Source organism: Pseudonocardia endophytica (assembly GCF_004339565.1).
In the GTDB taxonomy this organism is placed as follows: domain Bacteria; phylum Actinomycetota; class Actinomycetes; order Mycobacteriales; family Pseudonocardiaceae; genus Pseudonocardia; species Pseudonocardia endophytica.
The window spans coordinates 3,276,013-3,300,856 of the sequence record NZ_SMFZ01000001.1 but is presented as its reverse complement, the minus strand read 5'-3'; the positions used below and the strand labels follow the sequence as shown (position 1 = coordinate 3,300,856).

22 protein-coding genes, 2 tRNA genes, 1 other RNA gene, 2 pseudogenes and 1 riboswitch are annotated in these 24,844 nt (G+C 69.7%); of the genes and pseudogenes, 15 read left to right on the top strand and 12 right to left on the bottom strand.

The window, feature by feature from the left end; all coding sequences use genetic code 11:
- Window position 1 precedes the first annotated feature (1 nt).
- The gene (locus tag EV378_RS15200; protein WP_132425568.1) at window positions 2-571 is read left to right on the top strand and encodes a putative glycolipid-binding domain-containing protein; all 570 of its coding nucleotides are present in this window, start codon (window positions 2-4) and stop codon (window positions 569-571) included.
- A 164-nt stretch (window positions 572-735) separates the two neighbouring features.
- Here the strand turns inward: EV378_RS15200 and EV378_RS15195 are convergent, their stop codons facing one another.
- The 4 genes from EV378_RS15195 to EV378_RS15180 form a co-directional block, all read right to left on the bottom strand.
- Window positions 736-1,686, bottom strand: coding sequence for a prephenate dehydrogenase (locus EV378_RS15195; RefSeq protein WP_132425565.1), 951 nt, complete (start codon window positions 1,684-1,686; stop codon window positions 736-738).
- 150 nt (window positions 1,687-1,836) lie between these two features.
- Window positions 1,837-2,412, bottom strand: a complete 576-nt coding sequence (locus tag EV378_RS15190) for a hypothetical protein (RefSeq protein WP_132425562.1) — start codon at window positions 2,410-2,412, stop codon at window positions 1,837-1,839.
- Window positions 2,409-3,710, bottom strand: a complete 1,302-nt coding sequence (locus EV378_RS15185; RefSeq protein ID WP_132425559.1) for an amidase — start codon at window positions 3,708-3,710, stop codon at window positions 2,409-2,411. The genes EV378_RS15190 and EV378_RS15185 overlap by 4 nt, the downstream gene beginning before the upstream one ends.
- Entirely contained in the window at window positions 3,707-4,930 is a 1,224-nt protein-coding gene (locus tag EV378_RS15180) for a M20 metallopeptidase family protein (protein ID WP_132425556.1), read from the bottom strand. Before EV378_RS15180 ends, EV378_RS15185 begins: the two co-directional genes overlap by 4 nt.
- A 79-nt stretch (window positions 4,931-5,009) precedes the next feature.
- On the opposite strand from EV378_RS15180, the gene EV378_RS15175 reads away from it, so the two are divergent.
- The 5 genes from EV378_RS15175 (at window position 5,010) to EV378_RS37070 (ending at window position 7,665) form a co-directional block, all read left to right on the top strand.
- Window positions 5,010-5,525 (top strand): tRNA adenosine deaminase-associated protein, encoded by a 516-nt coding sequence (locus EV378_RS15175; RefSeq protein ID WP_243653468.1) that lies wholly within the window; start codon window positions 5,010-5,012, stop codon window positions 5,523-5,525.
- 5 nt (window positions 5,526-5,530) lie between these two features.
- Window positions 5,531-6,043: a nucleoside deaminase gene (locus EV378_RS15170; protein WP_132425553.1), complete on the top strand. Its 513-nt coding sequence runs from the start codon at window positions 5,531-5,533 to the stop codon at window positions 6,041-6,043.
- A gap of 31 nt (window positions 6,044-6,074) precedes the next feature.
- Window positions 6,075-6,164 (top strand) — tRNA-Ser (locus tag EV378_RS15165).
- Window positions 6,165-6,282: 118 nt separating this feature from the next.
- Window positions 6,283-6,903, top strand: coding sequence for a hypothetical protein (locus EV378_RS15160; protein WP_132425550.1), 621 nt, complete (start codon window positions 6,283-6,285; stop codon window positions 6,901-6,903).
- Window positions 6,904-7,314: 411 nt separating this feature from the next.
- Window positions 7,315-7,665 carry an rRNA adenine N-6-methyltransferase family protein gene (locus EV378_RS37070; protein ID WP_132427937.1) on the top strand — a complete coding sequence of 117 codons (351 nt, stop codon included), beginning with the start codon at window positions 7,315-7,317 and terminating at the stop codon, window positions 7,663-7,665.
- A gap of 240 nt (window positions 7,666-7,905) precedes the next feature.
- On the opposite strand, the gene EV378_RS15145 is transcribed toward EV378_RS37070, so the two are convergent.
- The 5 genes from EV378_RS15145 to EV378_RS15130 form a co-directional block, all read right to left on the bottom strand.
- Window positions 7,906-9,888 (bottom strand): AAA family ATPase, encoded by a 1,983-nt coding sequence (locus tag EV378_RS15145; RefSeq protein ID WP_165922297.1) that lies wholly within the window; start codon window positions 9,886-9,888, stop codon window positions 7,906-7,908.
- A 286-nt stretch (window positions 9,889-10,174) separates the two neighbouring features.
- Window positions 10,175-11,305 carry a type I restriction endonuclease gene (locus tag EV378_RS15140; protein WP_132425544.1) on the bottom strand — a complete coding sequence of 377 codons (1,131 nt, stop codon included), beginning with the start codon at window positions 11,303-11,305 and terminating at the stop codon, window positions 10,175-10,177.
- 204 nt (window positions 11,306-11,509) lie between these two features.
- Window positions 11,510-12,022 carry a hypothetical protein gene (locus EV378_RS35875; protein ID WP_207908674.1) on the bottom strand — a complete coding sequence of 171 codons (513 nt, stop codon included), beginning with the start codon at window positions 12,020-12,022 and terminating at the stop codon, window positions 11,510-11,512.
- A 33-nt stretch (window positions 12,023-12,055) separates the two neighbouring features.
- A complete protein-coding gene (locus tag EV378_RS35870) occupies window positions 12,056-12,352 on the bottom strand; it encodes a rolling circle replication-associated protein (protein ID WP_207908673.1) in 297 nt (98 codons plus the stop codon).
- A 69-nt stretch (window positions 12,353-12,421) separates the two neighbouring features.
- Window positions 12,422-12,823, bottom strand: a complete 402-nt coding sequence (locus tag EV378_RS15130; RefSeq protein ID WP_132425541.1) for a hypothetical protein — start codon at window positions 12,821-12,823, stop codon at window positions 12,422-12,424.
- A 1,051-nt stretch (window positions 12,824-13,874) separates the two neighbouring features.
- Here EV378_RS15130 and EV378_RS15125 point away from each other — a divergent pair.
- From EV378_RS15125 to EV378_RS15115, 3 genes are read left to right on the top strand one after another with little or no spacing between them, the layout of a single operon-like run.
- Window positions 13,875-16,250, top strand: coding sequence for a molybdopterin cofactor-binding domain-containing protein (locus EV378_RS15125; RefSeq protein ID WP_132425538.1), 2,376 nt, complete (start codon window positions 13,875-13,877; stop codon window positions 16,248-16,250).
- 11 nt (window positions 16,251-16,261) lie between these two features.
- On the top strand, window positions 16,262-16,738 hold the full coding sequence (locus EV378_RS15120) for a (2Fe-2S)-binding protein (protein ID WP_132425535.1): 477 nt from the start codon (window positions 16,262-16,264) through the stop codon (window positions 16,736-16,738).
- Window positions 16,739-16,749: 11 nt separating this feature from the next.
- A complete protein-coding gene (locus EV378_RS15115; protein WP_132425532.1) occupies window positions 16,750-17,127 on the top strand; it encodes a hypothetical protein in 378 nt (125 codons plus the stop codon).
- A gap of 52 nt (window positions 17,128-17,179) precedes the next feature.
- Here the strand turns inward: EV378_RS15115 and EV378_RS15110 are convergent, their stop codons facing one another.
- The gene (locus EV378_RS15110) at window positions 17,180-17,494 is read right to left on the bottom strand and encodes an SMR family transporter (RefSeq protein WP_132425529.1); all 315 of its coding nucleotides are present in this window, start codon (window positions 17,492-17,494) and stop codon (window positions 17,180-17,182) included.
- Window positions 17,495-17,505: 11 nt separating this feature from the next.
- Window positions 17,506-17,571: riboswitch (guanidine-III (ykkC-III) riboswitch) on the bottom strand.
- 267 nt (window positions 17,572-17,838) lie between these two features.
- Here EV378_RS15110 and EV378_RS15105 point away from each other — a divergent pair.
- A complete protein-coding gene (locus tag EV378_RS15105; RefSeq protein WP_132425526.1) occupies window positions 17,839-18,828 on the top strand; it encodes an esterase/lipase family protein in 990 nt (329 codons plus the stop codon).
- Between the two features lie 139 nt (window positions 18,829-18,967).
- Here the strand turns inward: EV378_RS15105 and EV378_RS15100 are convergent, their stop codons facing one another.
- Window positions 18,968-19,564: a hypothetical protein gene (locus EV378_RS15100; RefSeq protein WP_132425523.1), complete on the bottom strand. Its 597-nt coding sequence runs from the start codon at window positions 19,562-19,564 to the stop codon at window positions 18,968-18,970.
- A 535-nt stretch (window positions 19,565-20,099) separates the two neighbouring features.
- Here EV378_RS15100 and EV378_RS15095 point away from each other — a divergent pair.
- The 3 genes and pseudogenes from EV378_RS15095 to EV378_RS36335 all read left to right on the top strand — a co-directional run bounded on the left by EV378_RS15095 (window position 20,100) and on the right by EV378_RS36335 (window position 21,676).
- A complete protein-coding gene (locus tag EV378_RS15095) occupies window positions 20,100-20,834 on the top strand; it encodes an O-methyltransferase (RefSeq protein WP_207908672.1) in 735 nt (244 codons plus the stop codon).
- 91 nt (window positions 20,835-20,925) lie between these two features.
- Window positions 20,926-21,084 (top strand): annotated as a pseudogene (locus EV378_RS15090) (IS110 family transposase); the annotation flags it as partial.
- A gap of 148 nt (window positions 21,085-21,232) precedes the next feature.
- Entirely contained in the window at window positions 21,233-21,676 is a 444-nt protein-coding gene (locus tag EV378_RS36335; RefSeq protein ID WP_279389650.1) for a tyrosine-type recombinase/integrase, read from the top strand.
- Between the two features lie 77 nt (window positions 21,677-21,753).
- Here the strand turns inward: EV378_RS36335 and EV378_RS15080 are convergent.
- A tRNA-Ser gene (locus tag EV378_RS15080) sits at window positions 21,754-21,838 on the bottom strand.
- Between the two features lie 84 nt (window positions 21,839-21,922).
- Between EV378_RS15080 and ffs the strand changes: the two genes are divergently transcribed.
- Both ffs and EV378_RS37065 read left to right on the top strand, forming a co-directional pair.
- Window positions 21,923-22,017: signal recognition particle sRNA small type (gene ffs, locus EV378_RS15075), an RNA gene on the top strand.
- A gap of 205 nt (window positions 22,018-22,222) precedes the next feature.
- A pseudogene (locus EV378_RS37065) lies at window positions 22,223-23,779 on the top strand (DNA polymerase III subunit gamma and tau); the annotation flags it as partial.
- Between the last annotated feature and the right edge of the window lie 1,065 nt (window positions 23,780-24,844).

The window sequence follows — 24,844 nt, the reverse complement described above, 5'->3', positions numbered from 1 at the left end:
CATGGCGACGATGACCACCTGGCGCTCGGACGACCCGGCCGGACCCGGTCTGGAGGCGGCTCGCGTCGTGCTCGGCGGCGGCGGGATGCGCGCGGTCGGCCGCATGGTGCGCACCACCGACAACGGCGTGTTCACCGCCTCCTACCGCCTGGTCGTCGGCACGTCCGGCGCGCTGGAGCGGCTCGTCGTGGACGCGGCGGGGGAGGACCGCGAGCGGCAGCTCACGATCACCCGCAACGAGGACGGCGTCTGGCTCGCCGACGAGGGTTCCGGTGCCTCCCGGATCGACGCCGGCGATGCGCTCGACGTCGACCTCGCGTTCAGCCCGGTCTTCAACGCGCTGCCGATCCGCAGGCTCGACCTGCACCGGGAGTCCTCCGAGCACACCGTGCCGATGGTGTTCCTCGCACTGCCGGAGCTGACCGTCGAGGTCACCGAGCAGACCTACCGCACCGTCTCGCTCTCCGAGCCGGCCGTCGTCGGGTTCTCCGCGGGCGACTTCGCCGCCGAGATCACCGTCGACCCCGACGGGATGGTCGTCGACTACCCGGGCATCGCGCTCCGGGTCTAGTGCCGCGCCGCAGAACGTTCAGCACCGAACTCGGAGGCCCAGGCGCCCGCAGACGGCGTTGCCGCCCTTGCGAAGACGCCCGGTATGAGCTGCGGGCGGCGCCTTGCCTGCGAACGCCTGGATCCGCCGATTCCGGCACCAACGTTCCGCGACACGGCACCAGCTCAGGCCTTCCAGGGCTCCAGCACGTCCCCGCGCCGCCCGAGCTCGCGCAGCTCGGCCAGTACCACGTCCGGGTCGCCGTCCAGCGCGACGCCGAGGGCGAGCGGGTCGCGGGTCGCGGCCCACCGCTGACGGCCCTGGTAGCCGCCCTGCACGGTGGCGGACAATCCACCGGTGGACGCCAGCGCGCCGCGCATCGCGCCGAGGCGGCCCAGCGCGTCGTCGACGGCGGCCAGCAGCGCGGAACGGTTCCCCTCGCACATCGCGAGCACCAGCTCCGGGCGCGTCCCGGCGACCCGGGTGCCGTCCGCGAACGATCCGGCCGCGAGCGAGAGCGCCAGGTCGTCGCCCTGCTCGCCGGCGCCGACGGAGGCGAGCACGGCGGCGAGCAGGTGCGGGAGGTGCGAGATCCGGGCGACGGCCATGTCGTGCTCGTCGGCGGCCGCCGGGACCACCCGGGAGCCGCACTCCCAGGCGAGCTCCGCGACGTCGCGCCAGACGTCGAGATCCAGGCCGTCGTCGGCGGTGACCACCCAGGCGGCGCCGTCGAACAGGTCCGGACCGCCCGCGGCCCAGCCGGACTCGGCCGTGCCCGCCATCGGGTGCCCGCCGACGTAGCGGGCCTGCGGGGCGAGTTCCGCGACGGCGTCGGCCACGGCGACCTTGACGCTGATCGCATCGGTCAGCCGACACTGCGGCGCGACGGCGTCGATCCGGGCGAGCGTGCCCTCCAGCGCGGTCAGCGGCACCGCGATCACCACCAGGGCGTCCGCATCCGCGGCGCGGCGCAGGGCCGTGTCGGTGTCGGTCGTGACGTCGAACCCGTCGGCGACGGCGGCCGCCGCCGTGGTGTCCGACGCCGCCGTGCCCCACGCCGTCCGGCCCGCGCGGGCCGCGGCCCGCAGCAGGGACCCGCCGATCAGCCCGGTCCCGAGTACGCACACCGCTCGCATGGCGTCGAGGGTAGAGCGGACCGGTTCGTCACCCACCGGCAGCGCATGATCACCGGAGCCGGACCGCCGTCGACCAGGACGGGAGAGCGGTCGGAGCGTGATCGGACAGCTCCGGCGTCCTGATCGAGACCACCGCTCACCTGCCGGGCGTCAACGGCGCCGGTCCGTCGCGGCCAGGTACGCCGCGCCGCGCGGGGAGATCCGGTAGCCGACCTCAAGGCTGTGCGTCAGCCCCAGGTTCTTCAGCTTGCGGACGTCGAGCTTGAACGGGTCCCGGTCGCGGCCGAGCAGCGCGGCCAGGTCGGCCGCCCGCAGCCCGGGATGTGCGACGACGGCCTCCAGCGTCGTGCGCGTCCACGCGCCGTGCGAGCCGGCCCGGTCCAGGCGGTCCAGCTTCGCGGTGATCGTGTCCACCTCGGACGGATCGAGCGTCGCGCTCAGCGCGTCCCGCGGGTCGGCGCCGACGAAGCGCAGGTCGATCCGGAACACCGGGTCCTCGTCGGTGCCCCGGAACGCCGTCCGCACGGCGTCCGCATCGGACGCCCCGGCACCGCGCGCGTCGTCGTCGGTGATCGTCTCCACCTGCGCCACGCCGGTGATCTCGACGACGCCCGCCGCCGTGACCACGGTGCTCCCGGCCCGCACACGGGCTTGCTTCCAGCGGCGGAACACGTGCGTGACCCGGCCCTCGGCGACGCCGCGGGCAACGTCCGTCGGCAGGATCACGACGTTCCGACGGCGGCCGCCGCGGCCAGCACCGCGTCCTCGCCGACCGTGATCCCGGCCAGCTGGACGCCCGCCGGCAGCCCGGGAACCGGGACCGGGACCGACACGGCGGGCCGGTCGGTCACGTTGAACGGGCTGGTCAGCCCCAGCATCGCGGGACGGACACCGAGACCGTCCACCTCGGACACACCGATCGGTGTGGCGCGCAGGCGCGTCGTGGGGGTGAGCAACAGGTCGGCGGTCGCCCCGACGTGGGCGATCATGCGGTCGCCGAGCCGACGACGGGTGCGCTGCGCGTCCACGTAGCGGTGCGCGGGGGCGTCGGCCTGCTCGGCCAGGCGCTGCCCGGTGGCCTGCTGGTACTCGTCGCGCCGGGTCGTGAACCACTCCCGGTGTGTCGCGTAGGCCTCCGCCCCGGCGATCACCGGGTACGTCGCCGCCAGCTCCGCGACGTCCGGTGTGGACACCGCGACGATCTCGGCGCCGGCCCGTTCCAGGTCGCGGGCGGCCGCGCCGGCGGCGTCCGCGAGCACCGGATCCGCTGCGGTCCAGTACGGATCGTCCGGGAGTCCGACCCGCAGCCCGTGCAGACCCGTACCGGCCGGGCGCCACCCGCCCGGTGCGCGCCCTCGTACCGCGTCCCATGCGTAGGAGACCGACGCGGCGTCCGCGGCCAGCAGCCCGACCGTGTCGAACGACTCGGCCAGCGGGAACACGCCCTCTCCGGGGAGAACACCCCGTCGCGGCTTGAACCCGACGACCCCGCAGAGCGCGGCCGGGGTGCGGACGCTCGCCCCGGTGTCCGTGCCGATCGCCAACGCCAGGTGCCCGGCCGCGACGGCCGCCGCGGACCCGGACGACGAGCCGCCGGTGATCCGGGTGAGGTCGTGCGGGTTGTGGGCCGGCCCGGTCGCCGCCGTGTCGCCGATCGGTCCGTAGGCGAACTCGTGCGTGTGCAGCTTGCCGACGATCACGGCGCCCGCCGCCCGCAGCCGGGCGACGACCGGCGCGTCCACTCCTGCGGGTGGGGCGTCGCGCAGGATCGCCGAGCCGCAGCGGGTCGGCAGGCCGGCGACGTCGATCAGGTCCTTGATCCCGACGGCGACGCCGTGCAGCGGGCCGACCGGCTCCGGTGCCGCCGTCAGCTCGGCCGCGCGGCGCAGCGCCCGGTCCGCGTCCAGCTCGATCACGGCGTTGCACCGGTCGCCCGCCAGACGCTCCAGCACGTCCTCGACGTGCTCGACCGGCGTGATCCGCTTGGCGCGCAGGTCGTGCACCAGCGAGGTCAGGGAGATCATCGCGCCAGCACCGCACGCGCGATCCCGACGTGCACCGCGACTCCGGACGCCATCGCGGACTCGTCGAACACGACGCGGTTGGAGTGGTTCGGCGGCGCCGTGTCCGGGTCGAGGCCGTCCGGGCGCGCCCCGACGAACGCGAGCGCGCCGGGGACCCGGCCGAGCACGTAGGCGAAGTCCTCGGCCCCCATCAGCGGGCTCGGCATGTCCACGCACCGCGCGGCCCCGAGCACCCGGGCACCGACGCGGGCCAGGTCGGCCGACGCGCCGTCGTCGTTCACGGTGACGGGGTAGCCCGGGACGATCGTGACCTCGGCCGTGCAGCCGTGTGCGAGCGCGGTGTGCTCGCAGACCCGCGTGATCTCGGTGCGCAGCAACGCCCGTACCGGCTCGGACAGCGTTCGCATCGTGCCCTCGAGCTCCGCCGTCTCCGGGATCACGTTGTCGGTGGTGCCCGCGGTGATGCGCGAGACGGTCAGGACGGCCTGGTCGTGCGGGGCCACCCGCCGGGTCACGGCCGTCTGCAGCGCACCGACCATCGCCGCCGCGGCCGGGACCGGGTCGAGCGCGTTCTGCGGGGCCGACGCGTGCCCGCCCCGCCCGGTCACGCGGACGCGCAGGACGTCGGCCGCGGCCATCATCGGCCCTGGCCGGTGGTGCAGCTCTCCGGACGGGGTGGTGGCGCTGACGTGCAGCGCGAACGCCGCTTCCGGGACGCCCGCCTCCGTCTCGAGCAGGCCGTCGTCGAGCATCGCCCTGGCTCCGTGGAACCCCTCCTCGCCCGGCTGGAACATCAGCAGCACGCGCCCGGCCAGCTGCTCGCGGTCCTCGGCGAGCAGCCGCGCGGCGGAGGCCAGCATCGCGACGTGCGTGTCGTGCCCGCAGGCGTGCATGGCGCCGTCCACCTCGGACCGGAACGCGAGCCCGGTGTCCTCGGTCAGCGGGAGCGCGTCCATGTCGCCGCGCAGCAGCACCGTCGGGCCGGGCCGGTCGCCCTCCAGCACGCCGACGACCGAGCTGCAGGACCGTCCCCGGTGGAGCGTGACCGGGAGGTCGGACAACGCGCGCACGATCTGGTCCTGGGTGCGCGGCAGGTCCATCCCGACCTCCGGACGGCGGTGCAGCGCACGGCGGAGCCGGACGGTGGCCGGTTGGAGTGCCCGCGCGCGCGTCAGGAGGTCGCCGGGGACGGCGTCGAGGGCCGCTTCGGAGATCGCCATGGCGACGATGGTGCAGTGTGACCGGCAATACCCGGTTGTGGCGTGGACCACACTGCCCCGTGTGCGTACCGTGGAGCACGTGCCAACGCAGAGCGTCGAGGCCGCGCGGGATACGCGTGACGCCGCCCTGCCCGGATTCGCGGTCGCCGCGATCCGGGAGGAGGGAAGGTGGCGCTGTGTCCGGATGGATCCGGAGGCACTCGTCGACCTGGACGCGGCCATCACGGCGCTGCGCGGGCTGCGATCACCCGGTGCCGTGATCGGGCTGCTGGACGTCGACGACGAGTTCTTCGTCCTGCTGCGCCCCGCGCCCGGCGGCGTCCGGCTGCTGATCTCCGACGCGGTGGCCGCGCTGGACTACGACGTGGCGGCGGACGTGCTGGACCTGCTGCGGGTCGAGCTGCCCCCGGACGACGACGCGCTGGACGACCCATGGCCGGAAGGCGACATGGGGATCCTGTCCGACTTCGGCATGGCGGCCGACGAGCTGGAGATCCTCGTCGGGGACCTCGAGCTCTGGCCGGACGAGCAGCTGGACACGATCGCCCGCCGTCTCGGGTTCGCCGATCCGCTCGACGAGGCCGTCGGCCGCTGACGGCAGTGCTCCCGACACCGGCCGACGAGGCCGCCGTCCGGCGCGCCCTGGACGTCGCCCGCGATGCGACGCGCACCGGGGACGTGCCGATCGGCGCCGTCGTGCTCGCCGCGGACGGCACGGAGCTCGCCGTGGCGTGCAACGCTCGTGAGGCGCTCGGCGACCCGACCGCGCACGCCGAGGTGCTCGCGCTGCGCGCGGCGGCCGCCGCGGCGGGGGAGTGGCGCCTGGAGGGCTCGACACTCGCCGTGACCGTCGAACCCTGCACGATGTGCGCCGGCGCGATCGGCCTGGCACGGGTCGCGCGCGTCGTGTTCGGCGCGTGGGAACCGAAGACCGGAGCGGCCGGCTCGCTGTGGGACGTGCTGCGCGACCGGCGACTCACGCATCGTCCGGAGGTCGTCGGCGGGGTGTGCGCGCCGGAGGCGGCCGCGCTGATGGAGTCGTTCTTCGCTGATCACCGAGAGGAGCGCGTGCGGAACGAGCACGGACACCGCGGGGCGCCCCCCGGGCCGTGAAGCGGGTACCCCGTCCGTTAGCCTTGTCGGCGGTGGCGTGTCCGAGCGGCCGAAGGAGCGCGCCTCGAAAGCGCGTGAGGGTTCACGCCCTCCGTGGGTTCAAATCCCACCGCCACCGCCATATCCAGCGGAAACGCCGGGCCTCCCGCCGAGGGAGCGCCCGGCGTCGCCGTCTTAGTCCCAGTTCTAGTCTCAGACGTGGCGCTCAGAGCCGCGTCGGAGCACAGGAGGCCCCACTCGTGGACCCGGCGTCGATCGCGGCCGGAGCGGCTTGCGTCGCGGCGGGAGCGGGCGTCGTTGCTGCGTTCAGTGGTGTTCGGACGCTTCGGCAGGCACGTCGGGATAGCACCGCACGAAGCCGGCCCATGCTGGCGGCCGAACTCAGGATCGTGCCGTACGTCCAAGGCTCGCTGAAGCTCGTCGTCAAGAACTACGGACCATCGATCGCGAAGAACGTCTGGGTGACTTTCCAGCCCCTGCTGCCCGACCCCTCGCCGGAGATCGCGAGCCAGAGCGTTACGCCGTTCTTGAAGCGGCGCTACTCGCGCAAGATCGCGACACTGACGCCCGGCATGGAGCTGGAGAACATCTACTACTCCGGTCGGCCCGGGCCCGATGGAATTTTCGTCAATTTCGAGCCCCTGCCCGATCAGGTCACCGTCCGACTGGTCTACGAGGACACGTCGGGACGTAGCTATCGGGACGTCTTCCATCTCGACACCCAGTTGTTCCACGACATGACGATCGCTACTTCCTCCGGAGCGCCAGACGCGAAGATCAAGGAGATCGCGGGCACCCTGAAGAAGATCGAGGGGCATATGAAGACGAGGCGTGGCGGCCGTGGTCCTGGGAGTGACTAGGGAATCCGGCATGATGCTGTCATTCCTCTCCGAATAGCAGGGAACCGACACGCGAAGCCACATCGCGCTGAACAGCTCCAGTGATGCGTTGGTAGCGGGCGGCCATCGCGCTGTTCGACCAACCCATGAGCCCCATCACGGCACGCTCAGGCACGCCCAGGAGCAACATCACGCCTCGCGGAGCTGTCACCGCTCGCGATCCAAGTCGCGTCTGGACGCACCGGGTACTGATCTCGTCGACCGTCGCCGATCTCAGAAGTCAGGGCCGCCGCATCCCGGCTGACCTGCTTGCGAGAGCGGTGGATCTAAACGACAGCATGGCTGACGATCTCGAGCCGGTATGATCGCACCGTGCTGGAGCATGACCTCGCTGCGCTCTCCGGCCGGCCAAAGATCAGTACTTCCTGACGAATCCCGCCAAGCTTCAGTTTTATCTTTGATGCTGCGGATATCCGTGATACTGACACGGTCATCGAGATCGGTGCTGGCGCGGGAACGGTCGCTCGTAGGATCCCATGGTGCGCCAGTCTCACATTAGTTGAGTTGGACGAGCGGCTAATCTCAATATTGCGCAGGAACGCGCCTAGTTACGCGTCAGTCCTTAACGTCGACGGCATCGCACTTTCTCCGACACACCCAGCTACACGCCGACGTGATCATTGGGAATCTACCTGGCGCCGTCGCGCAAGACCTCATAGTCCTGCTCCCAAGTCTCAACTTCCGAGTCGCCGTAGTCGGGGTTGGTTCTGCCGAAATGTTTGAGCACGTGAGTGAGCATTTAGAATCCTCGGTCCTAACGACGATTCAGGGTGATGACTTCACTCCGTCTCAACCCGGTATCTCGTATCTTATCTCGGTTCACCGTCGTCCGAACTAGCACTGCTCGATATCCAGCGGCTCAGCTCTCGATGCAGCGCCCAGCTCGAACACACAGCACTTGTTTGATCGAACACCCTACCGTCCTTAGGCCGATTGGGCGAGGACCGCTCTAACTGGAAGTAGCTATAACTCTCCATCTGATTGGATGGTTCGGACGATATCGCCAAGCTCTGCGTCTATTCGTCCAATGCCGGATCCAAGAGCCTTAATTACACAGTTCTGTAGCACAATCGGCTCTCCGATCGCCTCACGTTTGCAGAATGCTTCAAGCAGAGCGCGCCCTGGGAACAGCGAACGCCATGAGTCATCGTTGACTGCCCCCGCAACCGATGACGCACAGTCTGTCACTATCTGAGAAACGTTCACCGGCTCTAGAGTCGACGAAACGTGATTTCGAACAGTTTGGGCAGTCGTATCAAAACGCCCACTGATGGTGGCGAGAACGCTCGGATCCATCAGGCCTGCGGAGTCAACTAGAGACGTTCCACTCATGAACTTTCCCTGTGAGAAATCTTGGGGCTGCAGCGCAAGGTTGAGGCGAAATGCTGTCATTTGTGTCGCAACTTCGCCAGACATCGCTCGTGCGCACGCATTTAGTGATTGTCTCACTTGGGCCGGCGTGATCGTCTTGTTGTACGTGTCTGCCAGAACGTGGGAGATTGCTTCGTCGTCTAACAGGTAGTTCTCGATGTGGTACCGCTTTAGGACTCGAATCCTGCCTGCGGCGCGACTGTGGTATGCGGTTATGAAGTTGTCGTCCAGGTAGTCATGGTCGCGAATCAGATAGTATCTGACCACACCGAATTCCGCCTCGAGAATGGACAGGGTTGCAGAGTTGATTCGGTATAGAGTATCGACACCGCCAGCTGGTATGAATTTTATTTCTGATCCGGCCTCTGGGAAGAGGGCCGTTAGGAGCTTGCGGTCGGCGCTTGAGTCTTGGCCTTCCAAGAAGACCAGGCGGCGAGCCACTCCAATGTATCCTGAGTAGCCAAAGAGACTTCTCAGGTTCTTCTCGGCCTCACCTTCATTGGTGCCTAACTGTACCCCGCCGATTAGTGAGCCATCGGCCGACTCTTTGCGCGACACGTAGAAGGTCCTGTCGCGGCCAGCTTCATCGATTACCTCGGGGTTGTGAGTGGCTAACCAGACCTGATTTCCTGGTCGGATCCTTTTCATTTGCTGGACGAGCTTGCGTGCTAGTTCGGGATGAAGGTGCAACTCTGGCTCGTCGACAAGAATTATGGCGTTCGAGACATTGCGTCGAAGGAAGAATGACAGGACGAAGAATACTTCCTTCTCTCCGCCGCTCAAGTCGTTAAATGGGACTACGTCTCCGGTCGGCAGCTCGACGTACAGGTTGGTCGGGATCTCTTCCTCAAGGTCCCCGAACTTGTATCCGGGGAATAGTCTCTGAAGAAGCTCGTCATACGGAATCAGCGGATCAGCGGGCGGATCTCCAATTCGCTCCTCTTTGTAATAGTATGCCCCTAGATCACGCATATGGTGCCAGCGTTGCTGTACAAGGTAGTCATACATGTCCGCATATTGCGCATCCGGCAAATTAAATGCGAACGACCAAAGGTGTGTCTTCTGTCGAAGCTGCTTGAAGTTGAAGATGTTCTCGCGAGCAAATCCCCTGTTCGGGTAATTCCGATCCGCGCGTAGGAAGAATCCCATGTTGCGCTGGGCCTGATGCCGTAGAATACTAGTTACGACCGAGAAGACTTCGTTGTAGAAGTCCATCTCCTTCGAATATTCGCCATCGGGAAAGTTGTGCCCAACGAAAATTTCACGACCAGCCTCGAGTGCTTCTAGGACTCGGTCCGAGATATGAGCATTGCCACTCTGCTTAATCAACTGCAGTTCCTCATCAGTGATGCGGAATGCAATTTCGAACGAATATTCCCCAAAGGTTCGCGATGCTGCCCATTGGTGCCCCCATGGATTGGCGAGCGCGAAGCTAACTAGCTCAAGGAGTGAGCTCTTACCTCCACCATTAGGCCCGGCAAAAGCTAACACGTCGGACTGTTGGGTCGGCTCAGCAAATGGACCGATGGAAATATCACGTAGGTGCCGGAAATGCTTTACGTGTAGGGAGCTCACGTACAAGAGGAACCTCCGAGATGTAGTTTGCCCTCGCCGGGCGGGCTGTCTCCGGGATGGCCGGGGTGTGGCATCCCGACGACCTCCCCGAGGGCTACCACACGCCGTCCCGGGGGCGGAGCTGGACGAGTTCGGCCGGCGGTTGCGTCGAGGGCCGCCCCCGGGCCGCCGAGCGGTTGGGGCGTTTCCCAGGTCGACGGGATGCCACACGAACACCGGGCGCAGGTACATGACGGTCGGCCCGTGGATCACTGCCCCTTCAACGGCGGGTAATGCACCAGCAGCCTTACGCGCCCTCGCGTGCGAGGTAGGCCGCGACTGTCTTCCGCAGCACGTCGGCGTGGTTGTAGATGTCCTGCGGAGCCTCGATCGGGAGCCGCTTCTCGTTCTTGTTCTCGTCGAAGACGCCGAGGTACTTCTTGCCGCGGTTGAACCACAGCCGGGCGATGGGCTTGCGATTGTTGTCGTCGAGCAGGACGCCGAAGTAGGTCTGGGTGTCGCGTCCGGCGACTCGGTCGACGTTGACCTCGCTGCAGACGATGGCGCGGACGATCTGGAAGCCTTCGACCTCCTCGTCGGTGGTCACGACCAGCTTCGTCTGCGACTCCGTGGCCTCTTCGAGGTCGGTGCCCGCCGGGGCGACCTGTGGGCCGCTCGCCGCAACTCGCTCGCTGACGGGAGTGCTCTCTATCTGAGCGGCCCCGTCTCCCAGAGCGGTCTTGAGACGGTCGTTGACCTGTTCGTTGAGGAACAGCGTCGCGGCCTTCGGCACCAGGGCCTCGAACTGCTCACGGACCTTGGGGGTGATGTTCTTGTCATACACGCGCGAGGCGAAGTAACGGACCCACTCGGTGCTCGGGTTCTTGAACTCGGCGGCGAGGATGCGCTTGATCTGTCCGATGTACTTCAGTTCGCCGGCAGCGTTGAGGACGGAGTCGAGGTCGAAGGACTCCTTGGTGAGCTTCGCCAGCTCGGGCAGCAGAGTGGAGTCGACCGCGCCCAGGTCCAGGACCAGGAACGGCTTGTCGTCCATCTTGTTGGGCGCGTCGAGGTCTGTGTAGAACTCGTAGGTCTCGCCGTTGGTCAGGACGGCAACGCGCGCGTTGGTGACGGAGAAGTACCGGAACAGCTGGGACGAGTGCTCGATCCGCAGCGGATCAGTGACCTTCTTGGCTTCGACGAGGATCTGGACTTGGCCGCCGTGCACCAGCGCGTAGTCGATCTTCTCGCCGCGCTTGACGCCGACATCGGCCGTGAACTCCGGGATAACCTCGGAGGGGTTGAAGACGTCGTAGCCCAGGACCGTGCCGATGAACGGCATGACGAACGCGTTCTTCGTGGCCTCCTCGGTCTCGATGGCGTCCTTCTGCTGGCGGACCTTGCTGGCCAGCTCGTAGACGCGGTCGCTGATGCTCAAGTCTTTGCCTCCGTCGGGCGTCGTCGTTTGCGTTCGACTGTCGTACAGGCATCGGCCGACGAGCGACGCGGCGTTACGCCGGATGCCGGTGCCTCATCACATTTGTGTAGCTATGTGTTGACGTCGCGTGAGCAGGCGACTTGCCACTCGGACCTTCGGAGGGAGCCTCCAGCGGTTCCAGTGGTGGCGCCACCGAGGCGGTCGCTAGGACGTGGTCGGCGAGAGATTGCGCGCGAGGTGTGCGGCGAACGCTGGTCCGTCGTTCACCGTCGCGAACCCACGACTGTGCTTGAACAGCTGCTTTCGGGTCCGGGTCTGCCGCGTGTAGATCCGACCCGTCGACCGCTCCACACGTTCGACGATGACCGTCTTGGTGAGCCGCTTCGCCCGATACCAACGCCGGAGGAGTCGACCGGCTTGGACGCCGATATCAGGGCTGACCTGGCGGATCGCCAGGACGGGAGCAAGGCCGCGGTAGCCCCAGAACCGGCCTGGCCCGGTCCCGTGCTCGACGAGCTCGGCCTCGACCGACCCGCAATCGGGACATTCGTCGCGGTCGTCGTACTCGCTGCCGCAGCCGTCGCAGACCAGGACGGTTGTGCACCACTCGCGCGGGACCTGGTGCTGGTACTCCTTCCCGCCGCTCGTGCCGTACTTGGCGAAGTAGATCGCCATCCGCCTCGGGTCGGTGAGCTTGATTCCCTCGGCGTAGTCCACCCCGGTGCCGGCAAGTCGGTGGCGGCGTCGCTGTTAAGGGTCGGGGTGCTGGACGATCTCGGCCCAGGTCAGAGAGAGCCAGGTGCGGAAGTCTGCACGGCGTGGCTTCTTCGTCTGCGGGTCCGTGATGCTCACGAAGCCCATCGGGGGAGTGGTCGAGATGTGGAAGTGCGGGGCGCCCCGGCGCTGGAACTCCAGCTTCCACGGCCCGATCAGCGGCTCGCCCCAGGCGCGTTCGTAGCGCTTGGCCAGTACAGCGAAATGCCGCTTCACCGTCTCGGCGTTCGGAGCGACGATCACCCAGTCGCCCGGGTACGTCAGCGTCAGCATCGCCGGGAGTCGGCCCGTTCGATCTACGACGCGAGCCGTGGGGGAGAGGCACGACGGGCAGTGGTCGAGCTAATCGGAGTGCTCCGTGGTGCACTCGGAACAGATCCGGTACCGGCCGTAGAGACGGGTGTAATCCAGGTCGGACAACCGAGCGACCAGCCGCGCTCGGGACTTTGCGCTCCAGGCGTAGATGGTCCCGCGGGTCGGGAGCGGCTCTGGCACCTCCTTCCCATTCGCGAGGTACGCCGCCGCGATGTCGACGTCCGCCAGGTGGTGCCTGAGCTGACGTTCATACGTGCGTTCAGCACGGGCGTGGTCGCGGGTCCGGACGCGGATCACACCGGGGCTGACGACGATCTCCCACCGCGGCCCCTCGCTGATGACCGAGCCCGTACCGGACGGGTCGGAGATCGACGGCAGGAGGTCCGCCGCTGCCTCCACCAGGCCCGGCGTCGGAAGTTCGGTCGCCACAGTTCACCGACGTCCGCGACTGTGTGCTCGTCGAGGGGGCGGACAGATATGGCAGATGGGACAAGCCCTTGGCCGCCGGTCGGCGGCGCCCCGGTCCCGTTGGCATCGGCCGGCGGGCCCATGGGCCTGCCCTGTGCGCCAGCCTCCGGCGCGCCCAGGTCGGCCCGGGCCAGCCGGCCGATGCCGCCGGTCCGTGTCGGCGCCACCGGCAGAAGGGATGTCCACCGTGCCGATCTGTGCGGCCGTCACGAGGCCACCCGGGACGTGGTGCAGTGCGACGTCATTCCGTGCCGTCCACGGTGGTCAGACGCGCTCTGCCGATGATCTCCGTCAGTCTCAGTTCTAGTCTCATTCAGGGGTAGCCGTGATCGTCCGCGGCCGTCGGTGCCCGAACTCCCGCCGCAGGTCGGAACGCCGACGGTGCCGCTCGGATGATCCCGTCCACCCCTCGAAAGCGCGTGAGGGTTCACGCCCTCCGTGGGTTCAAATCCCACCGCCACCGCCAGGTCGAACGGCCGGGTCCACAGGGCCCGGCCGTCGCTGTTTCTCCGCACTCCGGCCTCTGCCGCACGGCGACGACCGCCCCGTCCTCGGGTGCGGAGGTCGCCGGGCGACGGTGCCGATGCTCCCGTTCGGGCCGAGCCGCTCTCGGTCGGTCGCAGGTCGCCCGTCCGGTCGGGCCAGGTCCCGCGAGCGCGTTCGTCCCAGCGGCGTAACGAGTCTGCCCGCCCGTATCGCTATACACCCGTTCGGGTGAGTGGAGTGGCTTGGTGATCGATCCGCATCTGCGGAGCCGATCCGGCACATCGACCGCATGAGCTGATGAGGGTGCCCTCATTTGCGCTGTTCAGCTCGAACGCCTGCCGTTCTCGTCGCACCTCCGAAAAACGACCCGTTGTCCGGTTATCGCGTATCCGCCCAGGTGGGGGCCTCGTTGGCCCGCAAGCAGTTCCGGACGGCTCCGCTCCCCGGCCATGGGTCGCTCCGGCAGTCACCGGTCGGCTCGCGCTCCCCACGCCACGAGCCGCCCGGTAGTTCGGAGAGGACAACGATGCCCGCCTTCCGTGCATCCACCACTGAGCGCCCGATCCCCGACGGCACGAAGGCCGGCTTCGGGCGCACCAATCTCAGCCGGCGGCGCTTCCTCGGGTACGTGGTCGCCGCTCCCACGCTCGTCGTCGCGGCCGAGATCGGCCGCCAGGCCGTGTTCGGGTCGGTCGGCACGCCGAACGCGTCGGCGGCCGCGATCCCGTCGGCCCCGCTCCCTGCGGAGCTCTACGACCTCCTGGACGTCATCCGCGACTCCGCTCGCCCGACCGCGAACCTGGTCACCGTCGAGGTCAACAAGGACAACACGGTCTCGTTCGCGATCCCGCGATCGGAGAACGGCCAGGGCATCCTGACGTCCACCGCGATGATCATCGCGGAGGAGATGGACCTGGACCCGGACCAGGTGCGCGTCACGCTCGCCGACGCCCGGCCGGAACTGGTGTTCAACCAGCTGACCGGCGGCTCGAGCACCACGTTCTCCACCTACACGCCGATCCGGGTGGCCGCGGCGCTCGCCAGGGGCCGCCTGCTGGATGCCGCCGCCGCCGAGCTCCGCCAGGACCGCAACGTCCTGTCCAGCCGGCAGGGGCTGATCACCGGGCTGAACGGCGAGGAACTGCCGTTCGGGGAGCTGACCGAGAAGGCCGCCGCGCCGGTCACGCAGGTCGCGGACGTCGTGCTCAAGGAGCGCGAGAAGTTCACGATCATCGGCAAGCCGCGGACCAAGATGGACGCCCGGGCCATGGTCACCGGCGAGAAGAAGTTCACGACCGACATGCCGATCCCGGACGCGTTGCCGACGGTCGTCTGCCGGGGCCCGAACCTGAACTCGGGTCCGCAGGGCGTGAACAACATCGACGAGGTCCGGGGCATGCCGGGCGTGACCGACGTCGCCGAGGTGCCGTTCGGGGTCGCGGTGCGCGCCAGGACCTACGGCCAGTGCATCGACGCCGTCAACGCGCTGAGCATCGACTGGGACGGTGGCACCGTCGAGGGCGAGAACGACGACTCGGTGCTGGCCAAGGTGAAGGGCGGCGAGCTGCCGCTGGCCGTACCGTCCGGCGTCGGCGAGACGCTCGAGGGCGAGTTCACGTTCTACTTCCGCAGCAACGCCTCGCTGGAACCGAGCTGCGCGATCGCGGACGTGCGGGACGGCTCGGCCGAGATCTGGTCGCCCGCCAAGAGCCCGATCGCGGCGCAGGCCGAGATCGCGAAGAAGCTCGGCATGGCGCAGAACGCCGTCACGTTCCACGTGCTGGAGGGCGGCGGATCGTTCGGTCGCAAGCTGTTCTTCGACGCGGCCCTCGAGGCATCCCAGATCTCCCAGGCCATGGGCAAGCCGGTCAAGCTGATGTGGACCCGCGCCGACGACGCGCGCTACGGCCGCGTGCACCCGCTGGCCACGTCGCGGATCCGGGCCGAGGTCAGCAAGGACGCCGTGCTCAGCTTCGAGCAGCGGCACACCAGCGTGTCCGCCGAGCTGAACCCCGGCCTGTCCGAGCCGATCACGGCCGCGGCCCAGAAGGCGCCGCTCGGCAACCTCTCGATCTCGCAGAGCATCTACGTCACGACCCAGGTGACGCCGTACCACTTCGGCGTGTCGACCAGCCTGCTCAACGAGGTCGACATGCGGTTCAACACGACCTCGATGCGCAACATCTACTCGCCGGACACGGCGACGGCGCGCGAGCTGATGGTCGACCAGATCGCGAACAAGCTCGGCAAGGACCCGTACGAGTTCCGTGCCGAGTTCACGAAGCTCGACCGCTGGCGCAACGCGCTGGACACGGCCGCCAAGGAAGGCGACTGGGGCAAGTCGATGGAGCCGGGGACGGCCCAGGGCATCGGCATGCACGTCGAGTACAAGGGCGTCGCGGTGGCGATCGTCGAGCTGGACTGCCGTCCGGAGACGGTGAACCGGCAGATCCGCCAGGCGCGCACCGGTCCGCGCGTCACCAAGGTCACCTACGTGGTCGACGTCGGGCTGGTGATCAACCCGCGTGGTCTAGAGGCCCAGATGATGGGCGGGATCAACGACGCGCTGGCCATGACGCTGACGTCGAGCCTGCACCTGGACGACGGCCACTTCGTCGAGGCGAGCTGGGACAACTACTTCTACACCCGGCAGTGGAACACGCCGATCGAGCTGAACGTCGTCGTCGTCGAGAACTCGGAGGCGCCGGAACCGGGTGGCGCCGGTGAGTTCGGCATCGCCGCCACGTGCGGCGCGATCGCCTGCGCCTACGCCAGGGCGACCGGAACGGTGCCGACGTACTTCCCGCTGAACCACAAGGAACCGCTCCCGTTCGAGCCGTATCCGACGATCCCGCCGATCCCGCCGTCGCCCACCAACGGCCTCGAGACCACGTACGGCTGAGGAGACCTCACATGGGACAGCACACGTTCACGTTGAACGGCCAGCAGGTCTCCGTCGACATCGAGGACGACGTCCGCCTGCTCTGGGTGATCCGCGACGTCCTGGGCGTCACCGGCCCGAAGTACGGGTGCGGGATCAACGTCTGCAAGGCGTGCACCAGCCACTACAACGGCAAGGCATTCAACCCCTGCTCGGTGCCGGTCGGCGACGTCAGGCCGGAGGACGAGATCACCACGATCGAGGGCCTCGCGGCGACGTCCGGCCAGGACCTGCACCCGATGCAGCAGGCGTGGATCGACCACGACGTCGCCCAGTGCGGCTACTGCCAGCCCGGCCAGATCATGGCCGCGGTCGCCAAGGTCAACCAGTGCAACGCCGAGGGCCGCGACGTCGACGACGCGGCGATCGAGGAGATCCGCAACATCTGCCGGTGCGGCACCTACAACCGGATTCGCGAGGCCATTAAGGCCGGCGCGGACGACATGTGAGGACGACGGACATGAACGCACGCAAGCGCATCCTCGCGGCCTCGCTGGGTCTGGCCGGCGTGGTCCTGCCGATCGCCGCGGCCGGGACCGCCTCGGCGGACGAGGGCGACGACGCCCCGCAGGGCGGTAGCACCCAGGGCTACGGCTACGACAGCGTCCGTGAGAACAGTGACGGCTACCCGTCGACGCAGGGCGCGCTGCAGCCGGTCCAGGCCGTGCTCGGCACGGCCGACACGGCGAACGCCGGCTTCCTCGACGCGCTGGACACGTTCTCACCGACCAACCGGCCGGACGAGATCGGCGGCACCGAGACCAAGCTCCCGCAGCCGGACCCGCGGTTGGTCGAGGGTCCGACCGGCGGGCTGCTGAAGAACGGCCCGTTCGAGTAGACCGCTCCCCGGCGGCGGGCCGGTCGGGACTCCGACCGGCCCGCTCGGCGTCTCAGGTCAGGATCTTGAGGCCTGCGACGCCCGCGACGATCGCGACCAGGCACAGCAGCCGCCCGACGGACGCGGCCTCGCCGAGCGCGACCATCCCGTACACGGCGGTACCGACCGCTCCGATGCCGACCCAGACGGCGTACGCGGTCCCGACCGGCAGCTCGCGCAGGGCGAACGCGAGCCCACCCATGCTGAGCACCAGCGCGACGAGGAACACGACCGACGGGACGAGCCTGCCGAAGCCCCTGCTCTGCGACAGGGCTGCGGCCCACACGGTCTCGAACAGTCCACTGACGACGAGACAGATCCATGCCACGGCGCACCTCCGGTGCGTCGTCTTGGCGTTCCGGGTACGGCGCGTCTCGTCCGGGGGTCCGCCGGTGGGCGGTCCGTCTCCAGTGTGGACGATGCCGGGAAGCCGGTGAAGCAGTGGTGGCCGAGCCCACCGCGACCATCCGCGAGCGGTCACGGACGCGCGCCTGCGCGGACAACGCGCGCTGTTCCGGAGAAAGCGCGTGTCCGGGCGCGCGCGCACTCCGGACAGGCGCGCTTTCTGCGGATCATGGCCGCGGGCCGATCGTCGTATCCGGTCCGGCGCCCGGCTCGTTGATCACGAGGAAGCCGGCGACGGAGGGGGGACGGATGCGCACCGTGTCACGGATGGCGGCGCTCACCGTGGCGGTGGCGCTCGGGCTCGGCGGCTCGATGGCGACGGCGTGGGCCTCCGACGAGGGCCCGGAGCTGCAGGTACCCGAGCAGGATCTGGCGCAGAGCCTGAGCTGCCACGGCGACCTGGCCGGCTCCCCGCACGCACCGGTCCTGCTGATCCCGGGCACCACGCTCGACCCACAGGAGTTCTCCTGGAACTACGCGCGTGCGTTCGACGCCCAGCACCGGCCGTTCTGCACCGTGAACCTCCCCGGGCACGGGATGGGCGACATCCCGACGGCCGCCGAGTACGTCGTGAACGCGATCCGCACGATGTCCGAGGACGCCGGGAGGCCGATCGACGTCGTCGGGCACAGCCAGGGCGGGATGATCACCCGCTGGGCACTGAAGTTCTGGCCGGGCACGCGTCCGGACGTGGACGACGTGATCGGGCTGGCACCGTCGAACCACGGGACGCTCGTCGCGGACCCGGTCTGCCTGCCCGGCTGCGCACCGGCGATCGCCCAGCAGGCCGCGGACTCGCAGTTCGTCGCGGCTCTGAACGACGGCGGCGAGACCTACGACGCCGTCGACTACACGGTGGCCTACACCGAGCTCGACGAGGTGGTCTTCCCGAACCTCCCGCAGCCCCCCGTGCTGCCGGACGCGGCCCCGCCGCCCAGCTCGCCGCTGCGCGACGGCGGGGACAACGTCGCGAACGTGTCACTGCAGTCGATCTGCCCGGCCCATCCCGCCGACCACATCACGACCGGCACGAGCGACCCCGTCGCGTACGCGCTGGTGATCGACGCGCTGGACCACGACGGGCCCGCCGACCCGTCCCGGATCGACCGCGCGGTGTGCGGGCAGCTGCTGGCGCCCGGAGTGGACCCGCTGACGTTCCCGACCGACTTCGCGCAGCTCGGCGTCACGGTCGCCGACCAGCTCGCCACCTACCCGCGGGTGACCGCGGAGCCGGAGCTGCCGGACTACGCGTCCTGATCGGACGGAAGCGACCGGGCCAGGACTGTCCGGGTCCCCCGACAGCTCCTGCTCGAGCGATCGGTCGGACCCGCGGAGTACGCGCACCGTGATGCCGTCGCCGTCGAGCTGTTCGGGCGGCCGCGGTCCGGCCGTGTCCTCAGTGTCGCCGGTCACGGGGCCGTCGCGCGTACCGGCGCGTCACGACCAGGACGATGATCAGTACACACAGGACGAGGATGTAGAGCGCGAACGCCCAGGTCGACGGCTCCCATGTGGTGATCGTCAGGAGGGTGACCGTCGCACCGGCTCCGATGAGGACGTAGAACAGCACGTTCTCCGAGCCCGGGTCCCGCCACGCCTTGCGGATCGTCGGGAGCGCGGCGATCGCGTCGGCGGCGACCGCGACGAACACGGCGAGCGGCGCCTGCCCGAGCCCCAGCCACACACCGAGGGCCAGCACCGCGACAGCCGCGCACGCCACGTCGAAGACTCCGATCCGGGCCCGTCCGTGCCTGCTGACCATTCCGGACACGACGACGAACGACGGCCCGACCCCGGCCACGAGCGTCTGGACGGCCGGTAGCCCGACGCCGGCGTCGAGCTGGGCGAAGAACCCGATCAGCGGTGCCGCGGCCCAGAGCGAGAACGTCACGAGGTTCGGCCGTGCGGAGCCCACGAGCGTCGCGACCGCGTAGCGGACGCTGCCGATCAGGCCGAGCGCGGCGGCGACGAACACCCAGTGCGGGTCGAGCACTCGCGTCACCTCCGCCGGCAGGGTGTCACGACGTCGATGTCCGACGGGCTCACCGAGGTCGACCTCGACATGACCGACGGCTCGATCCACGGGCGCTGCGGGGCGATGGGCCTCCTGTCCTGTTGCTGCGCGCCATCACCTGTGAGGTCCGGGGCGGTCGCTGCGCGATGCCGGCACACAGCAGCGACGGTGCTCCTGATCCTCGGCGTCGTACGCGGTGACGTCGCCCAGCGTGGGGCGGCCCGATCTGGGGCTCGTCGGACGGCAGATGAGACCGGAACTGAGACTCCGTAGCGATCCACTCGGGGTGGTTCTTCCACGTCACGGGTGCCCTCGTGCTGGTCTCCTCGCGGCGCGGGTTCCGGTAGCCGTCTCGGCGCGCCGTGAGGAGGCCAGCCCCTCCTTGGCCTCCGAGCGATGTCGGGTGTGGGCAGAGCCCAGAGCATCGGAATCCCGGGGCAGAGCTGGGAGGCGCGTCGTGGAATGCCGATAGTAAGGGTAGCCTCAGTAGGGGTTGGGAGATGGAGGATCGTCGGTGACGGGGAAGACGGCTGGGTCGGTGTTGGACGACAAGGCGCGACTTGTCGTCGACGAGCTGTATCGGCGTAGCCGAGGGCAGATGTTGCCTGCTGCGGTGCCGATGCTGTTGCGGGCGGTGAGGACGAGGCTGCGCACGGGTGGCTGGGACACGACCCAGTCTCCGGAGGGCAAGGCTTGGCTGGCCGACAAGCTGGTCGCGCTGGAGCCCCAGAAGGCGGCCCTGTGCTACTTGCTGTGCCGGTCGATCGGCGCTCGGCGCGTGGTGGAGGCAGGCACCTCCTACGGGTTGTCCACCATCTACCTGGCCTCGGCAGTGCGCGACGCCGTAACCGAAAGCGCGGACGGCGAGCAGCTCGGTGCTGGCCTCGTCGTGGGGACCGAGCACGAACCGGGCAAGGTCGCCGCCGCGCGGGCCAACCTGCAACGAGCCGGGCTCGACGACTGGGTCGATGTGCGCGAAGGGGACCTGCGCGAGACGCTGATCGATCTCGACCGCCCGGTCGACTTCATGCTGGTCGACGTCTGGATCCCCATGGCCCTACCGGCGTTGAAGCTCGTGACACCGAAGCTACGGGCCGGGGCTCTGGTGGTGTGCGACAACGTGGTCAGCGGCCGCCGCCAGTACGCCGACTACCTGGCCTACGTACGCGACCCGAAGGGACCTTTCCGGTCAGTCACCGTCCCGGGGCAGGGTGGCCTGGAGATCTCGTTGAAGAAGACCGAGAACTGACCGAGTGTGCGTCGATGTCTCTCCGCGTGGCGACCCGGCGGGGAGCGTATCGGTGCTCGACGGGCGCACCCTCGCCTTCCGGGACCGCAAGGGTAGTCGTCGGCTCGACGGCCTCACCGCGCTGTTCCTGTCCGCAATCGCCGCCCTGGCCGACCCCGCCTGCGGCGCCTACTACGACCGCAAACGCGCCGCCGGCAAACGCCACGACGCCGCCCTGATCTGCCTGGCCCGCCGCCGCACCGACGTCCTGTCCAGAGCGCAGGGCGGTATCTCCTCGATGCGAAGGCATCGTGCCTGGTCGGAGCGGTTGTTCGGGCCGGCGGGCCAGGGTGCGGCCGAAGTACCGGCACGGGTGCGGTGGCTCGTGCGGCAAGAAGGCCGGCTACTGCCCGCAGCGCATCGCGGACCGTCCCGAGACCGATGACGCGAAGTCCCGCGCGGGCCGTCGTGCGGTCGGGCTCCCGAACGAACTGGTCGAGCTGTTGAAGTCCCACCGGGAAGAGCAGGACCGGGAGCGGGAGACGGCGGGGCACCTCTGGCGGGACTCGGGCTACGTGTTCACCACCGAGACCGGCGAGCCGGTCAACCCGAACACGGACTACCACTACTGGAAGCGCCTGCTGGCCGACGCCAAGGTCCGGGACGGCCGACTGCACGACGCCCGGCACACGGCCGCCACCGTGCTCCTGATCCTCGGCGTCCCGGAGCGCGCCGTCATGGGTCTGATGGGCTGGTCGACGACGGCGATGGCTGCGCAGTACCAGCACATCACCGGCGTCGTACGCAACGACGTTGCCCAGCGCGTGGGCGGCCTGATCTGGGGCTCGCCGGACGGCAAATGAGACTGGAACTGAGACTGAACGACAACGCCGCGCCGACCCCGAGGGGACTGGCGCGGCGTTCGTGCTGCGTACAGCGGCGGAGGATACGGGATTTGAACCCGTGAGGGGTTGCCCCCAACACGCTTTCCAAGCGTGCGCCCTAGGCCACTAGGCGAATCCTCCGTCGACAAGGCTACCTGCCGGATCCGTGCGATCCGGACCGGCCCCTCGGTCCGCGACCGGACGCCGACGCGTGGTTACACTGTCCGTGGACCCCGTGCGGCGTCCATCCTGCGAACTCCCCCAGGGCCGGAAGGCAGCAAGGGTCAGCGGGCTCTGGCGGGTGCGCGGGGTCCCCTCATGTCCTGGGTGGGGTCAGCGGGCGCTCTGATGTCGGAGGGCGCGGGGTCCCCTCATGTCCTGGGTGGGGTCGGCGGGCGCTCTGGTGCCGGAGGGCGCGGGGCCCCCTCATGTCGTAGTGCCGGACCGCAGGGTCCCCTCACGTCATGGAACTGGTTACTCGTCCCGGCCCCGTTTCCGTCGGTGGTGCTCGGTAGCCTCGGACGCGTGGCACTGGCTCTGTACCGCAAGTACCGCCCGGCCAAGCTCGCCGAGGTCGTGGGGCAGGAGCACGTCACCGACCCACTGGCCACGGCACTGACCGCGGGCCGGATCAACCACGCCTACCTGTTCTCCGGCCCGCGCGGCTGCGGGAAGACGTCGTCGGCGCGGATCCTGGCGCGGTCGTTGAACTGCGTGCAGGGCCCGACGCCCGACCCGTGCGGTGAGTGCGACTCGTGCATCGCGCTCGCGCCGGAGGGCCCCGGATCGATCGACGTCGTCGAGCTCGACGCGGCCTCGCACGGCGGTGTGGAGGACGCGCGCGAGCTGCGGGACCGGGCGTTCTACGCGCCGGCGGATTCGCGGTACCGCGTGTTCATCGTCGATGAGGCCCACATGGTCACCACGCAGGGCTTCAACGCCCTGCTCAAGATCGTCGAAGAGCCGCCGGACCATCTCGTGTTCGTGTTCGCGACCACCGAGCCGGACAAGGTGCTGCCGACGATCCGGTCGCGCACGCACCACTACCCCTTCCGCCTGATCCCGCCGGGCACCATGCGCTCGCTGCTGGAGCGGATCTGCGACGAGGAGGGCGTGACCGTCGCGCCGCCGGTGTACCCGCTGGTGATCCGCGCGGGGGGTGGCTCGGCGCGGGACACGCTGTCCGTGCTCGACCAGCTGCTCGCTGGCGCCGGGCCGGAGGGCGTGACGTACGAGCGTGCCGTCGCGCTTCTCGGCGTCACCGACGCGGCCCTGATCGACGACACGGTCGACGCCCTTGCCGCGGCCGACGGCGCCGCCGTCTACCAGGCGGTGGACCGCCTCGTCGAGGCCGGGCACGACCCGCGCCGGTTCGCCGCCGATCTCCTGCAGCGCATCCGGGACCTGATGCTCGTACAGGCGGTCCCGGAGGCGGCCAGCCGAGGGCTGGTGGACGGCGCCGCCGACGAGCTGGACCGGATGACCGACCAGGCGGCCCGGCTCGGCGCCGCGACGCTCGCCCGCTACGGCGAGATCGTCCACAACGGACTGATCGAGATGCGTGGTGCGACGGCGCCGCGTCTCCTCCTCGAACTCCTCTGCGCGCGGATGCTGCTCCCGGCCGCGACGACGTCGGACGCCGGACTCCTGGAACGCCTGGAGCGGATCGAGCGGCGCAATGCGATCGCGCCCGACTCCCCGGTCGACGACGGCGGGGGACGCCCGCAGTTCGTCCGTGCCTCACAGCGGGGGGCTGCCGAGCCGGCCGCGCGGAGCTCCGCAGCGTCGTCGAACGCCGAGTCCAGGGAACGGCCGGCCCCGGACACACCGTCCGGCCGCGGCTCGTCGGATGATCGCTCGTCGGACGCCGGCCAGGCGGCCACCCGCTCGACCGCTCCGTCGCCGACGCGGGAACCCGCCTCCGACCCCGTCGGGACCACGGCCGCCCCGTCGCCTCCGCAGCCGCCCGGCCAGGCGGTGTCGGATCGGCTCGCCGCGCGGGACGACGACGCCGGCTCCGCCCGGTCGGAACGTTCGGCCGATGGGTCGAGCGCCGACTCCGCCGGTGGATCGACGCCGTCACGCACGGAGTCCGCTGGTCCGGCGGGATCCGGCGGTGAGGCGCCCGAGTCCGCGAGGGCCGGCGACCCGGCAGTCTCCGGCGGCGGCTCCGACCCGGCGTCGTCCGCAGGGCAGGCCCCGGCCGCGCAGACGGCCCCGGCAGGCGACGGCGCGCCGGACCGCGAGACGTCGACGGGAGCGGCGGAGCGCGGGGGCGCGACGGGAGCGGCGGAGCGTGGGGGCGCGACGGGAGCGGCGGAGCGTGGGGGCGCGACGGGAGCGGCGGAGCGTGGGGGCGCGACGGGAGCGGCGGAGCGTGGGGGCGCGACGGGAGCGGCGGAGCGTGGGGGCGCGACGGGAGCGGCGGAGCGTGGGGGCGCGACGGGAGCGGCGGAGCGCGGGGACGCGACCGGAGCGGACGGTCGTGGTGACGCGGCCGGTCCGTCCGCGGAGGACGAGACGGGCTCAGCGGGCGGCGCGGGATCGGCCGGACCGGCGGATCGCGACGGGCCGGCCGGCTCGGCCGACCGCGACGGCGCGGCGCCGTCGGGGGGTCGCGAGGGTTCGGTGGGCCGCGTCGGACCAGCGGGTTCGCTGGATCGCGACGGGCCGGCCGGCTCGGTCGACCGCGACGGCGTGGCGCCGTCGGGGGGTCGCGAGGGTTCGGCCGACCGCGTCGAACCAGCGGGTTCGCCGGATCGCGAGGGAACGGCCGGGTCGGCTGGTCGCGGCGAACGTGCCGAATCCGCGGGCAGCGCGAGCTCGGCCGAGTCGGCGAGCCCGGGCGCCGCCGCCGCGGCGGGACAGTCCGGCGAGCCGACACCAGCCGGTGACGCGGCAGGTTCGGGTGACCTGGCGCCGACGTCCGGATCGGCAGGTCCTGGACGGTCGGCCGGGTCGGCGAGCCCCGACGCTTCGATCGCGTCAGCCGGCGGCGAAGCGGCCGGGCCGGCCGTCCGTGAGGCGCCGGCGGCGACTACGCAGGCGCCTCGACCGCCGCGGGACGGGGCGCCCCCGGACTCAGCGCCGCCGGCGAGCACTCAGGCACCCCGACCGCCGCGGGACGGGGCTCCGCCGGACTCAGCG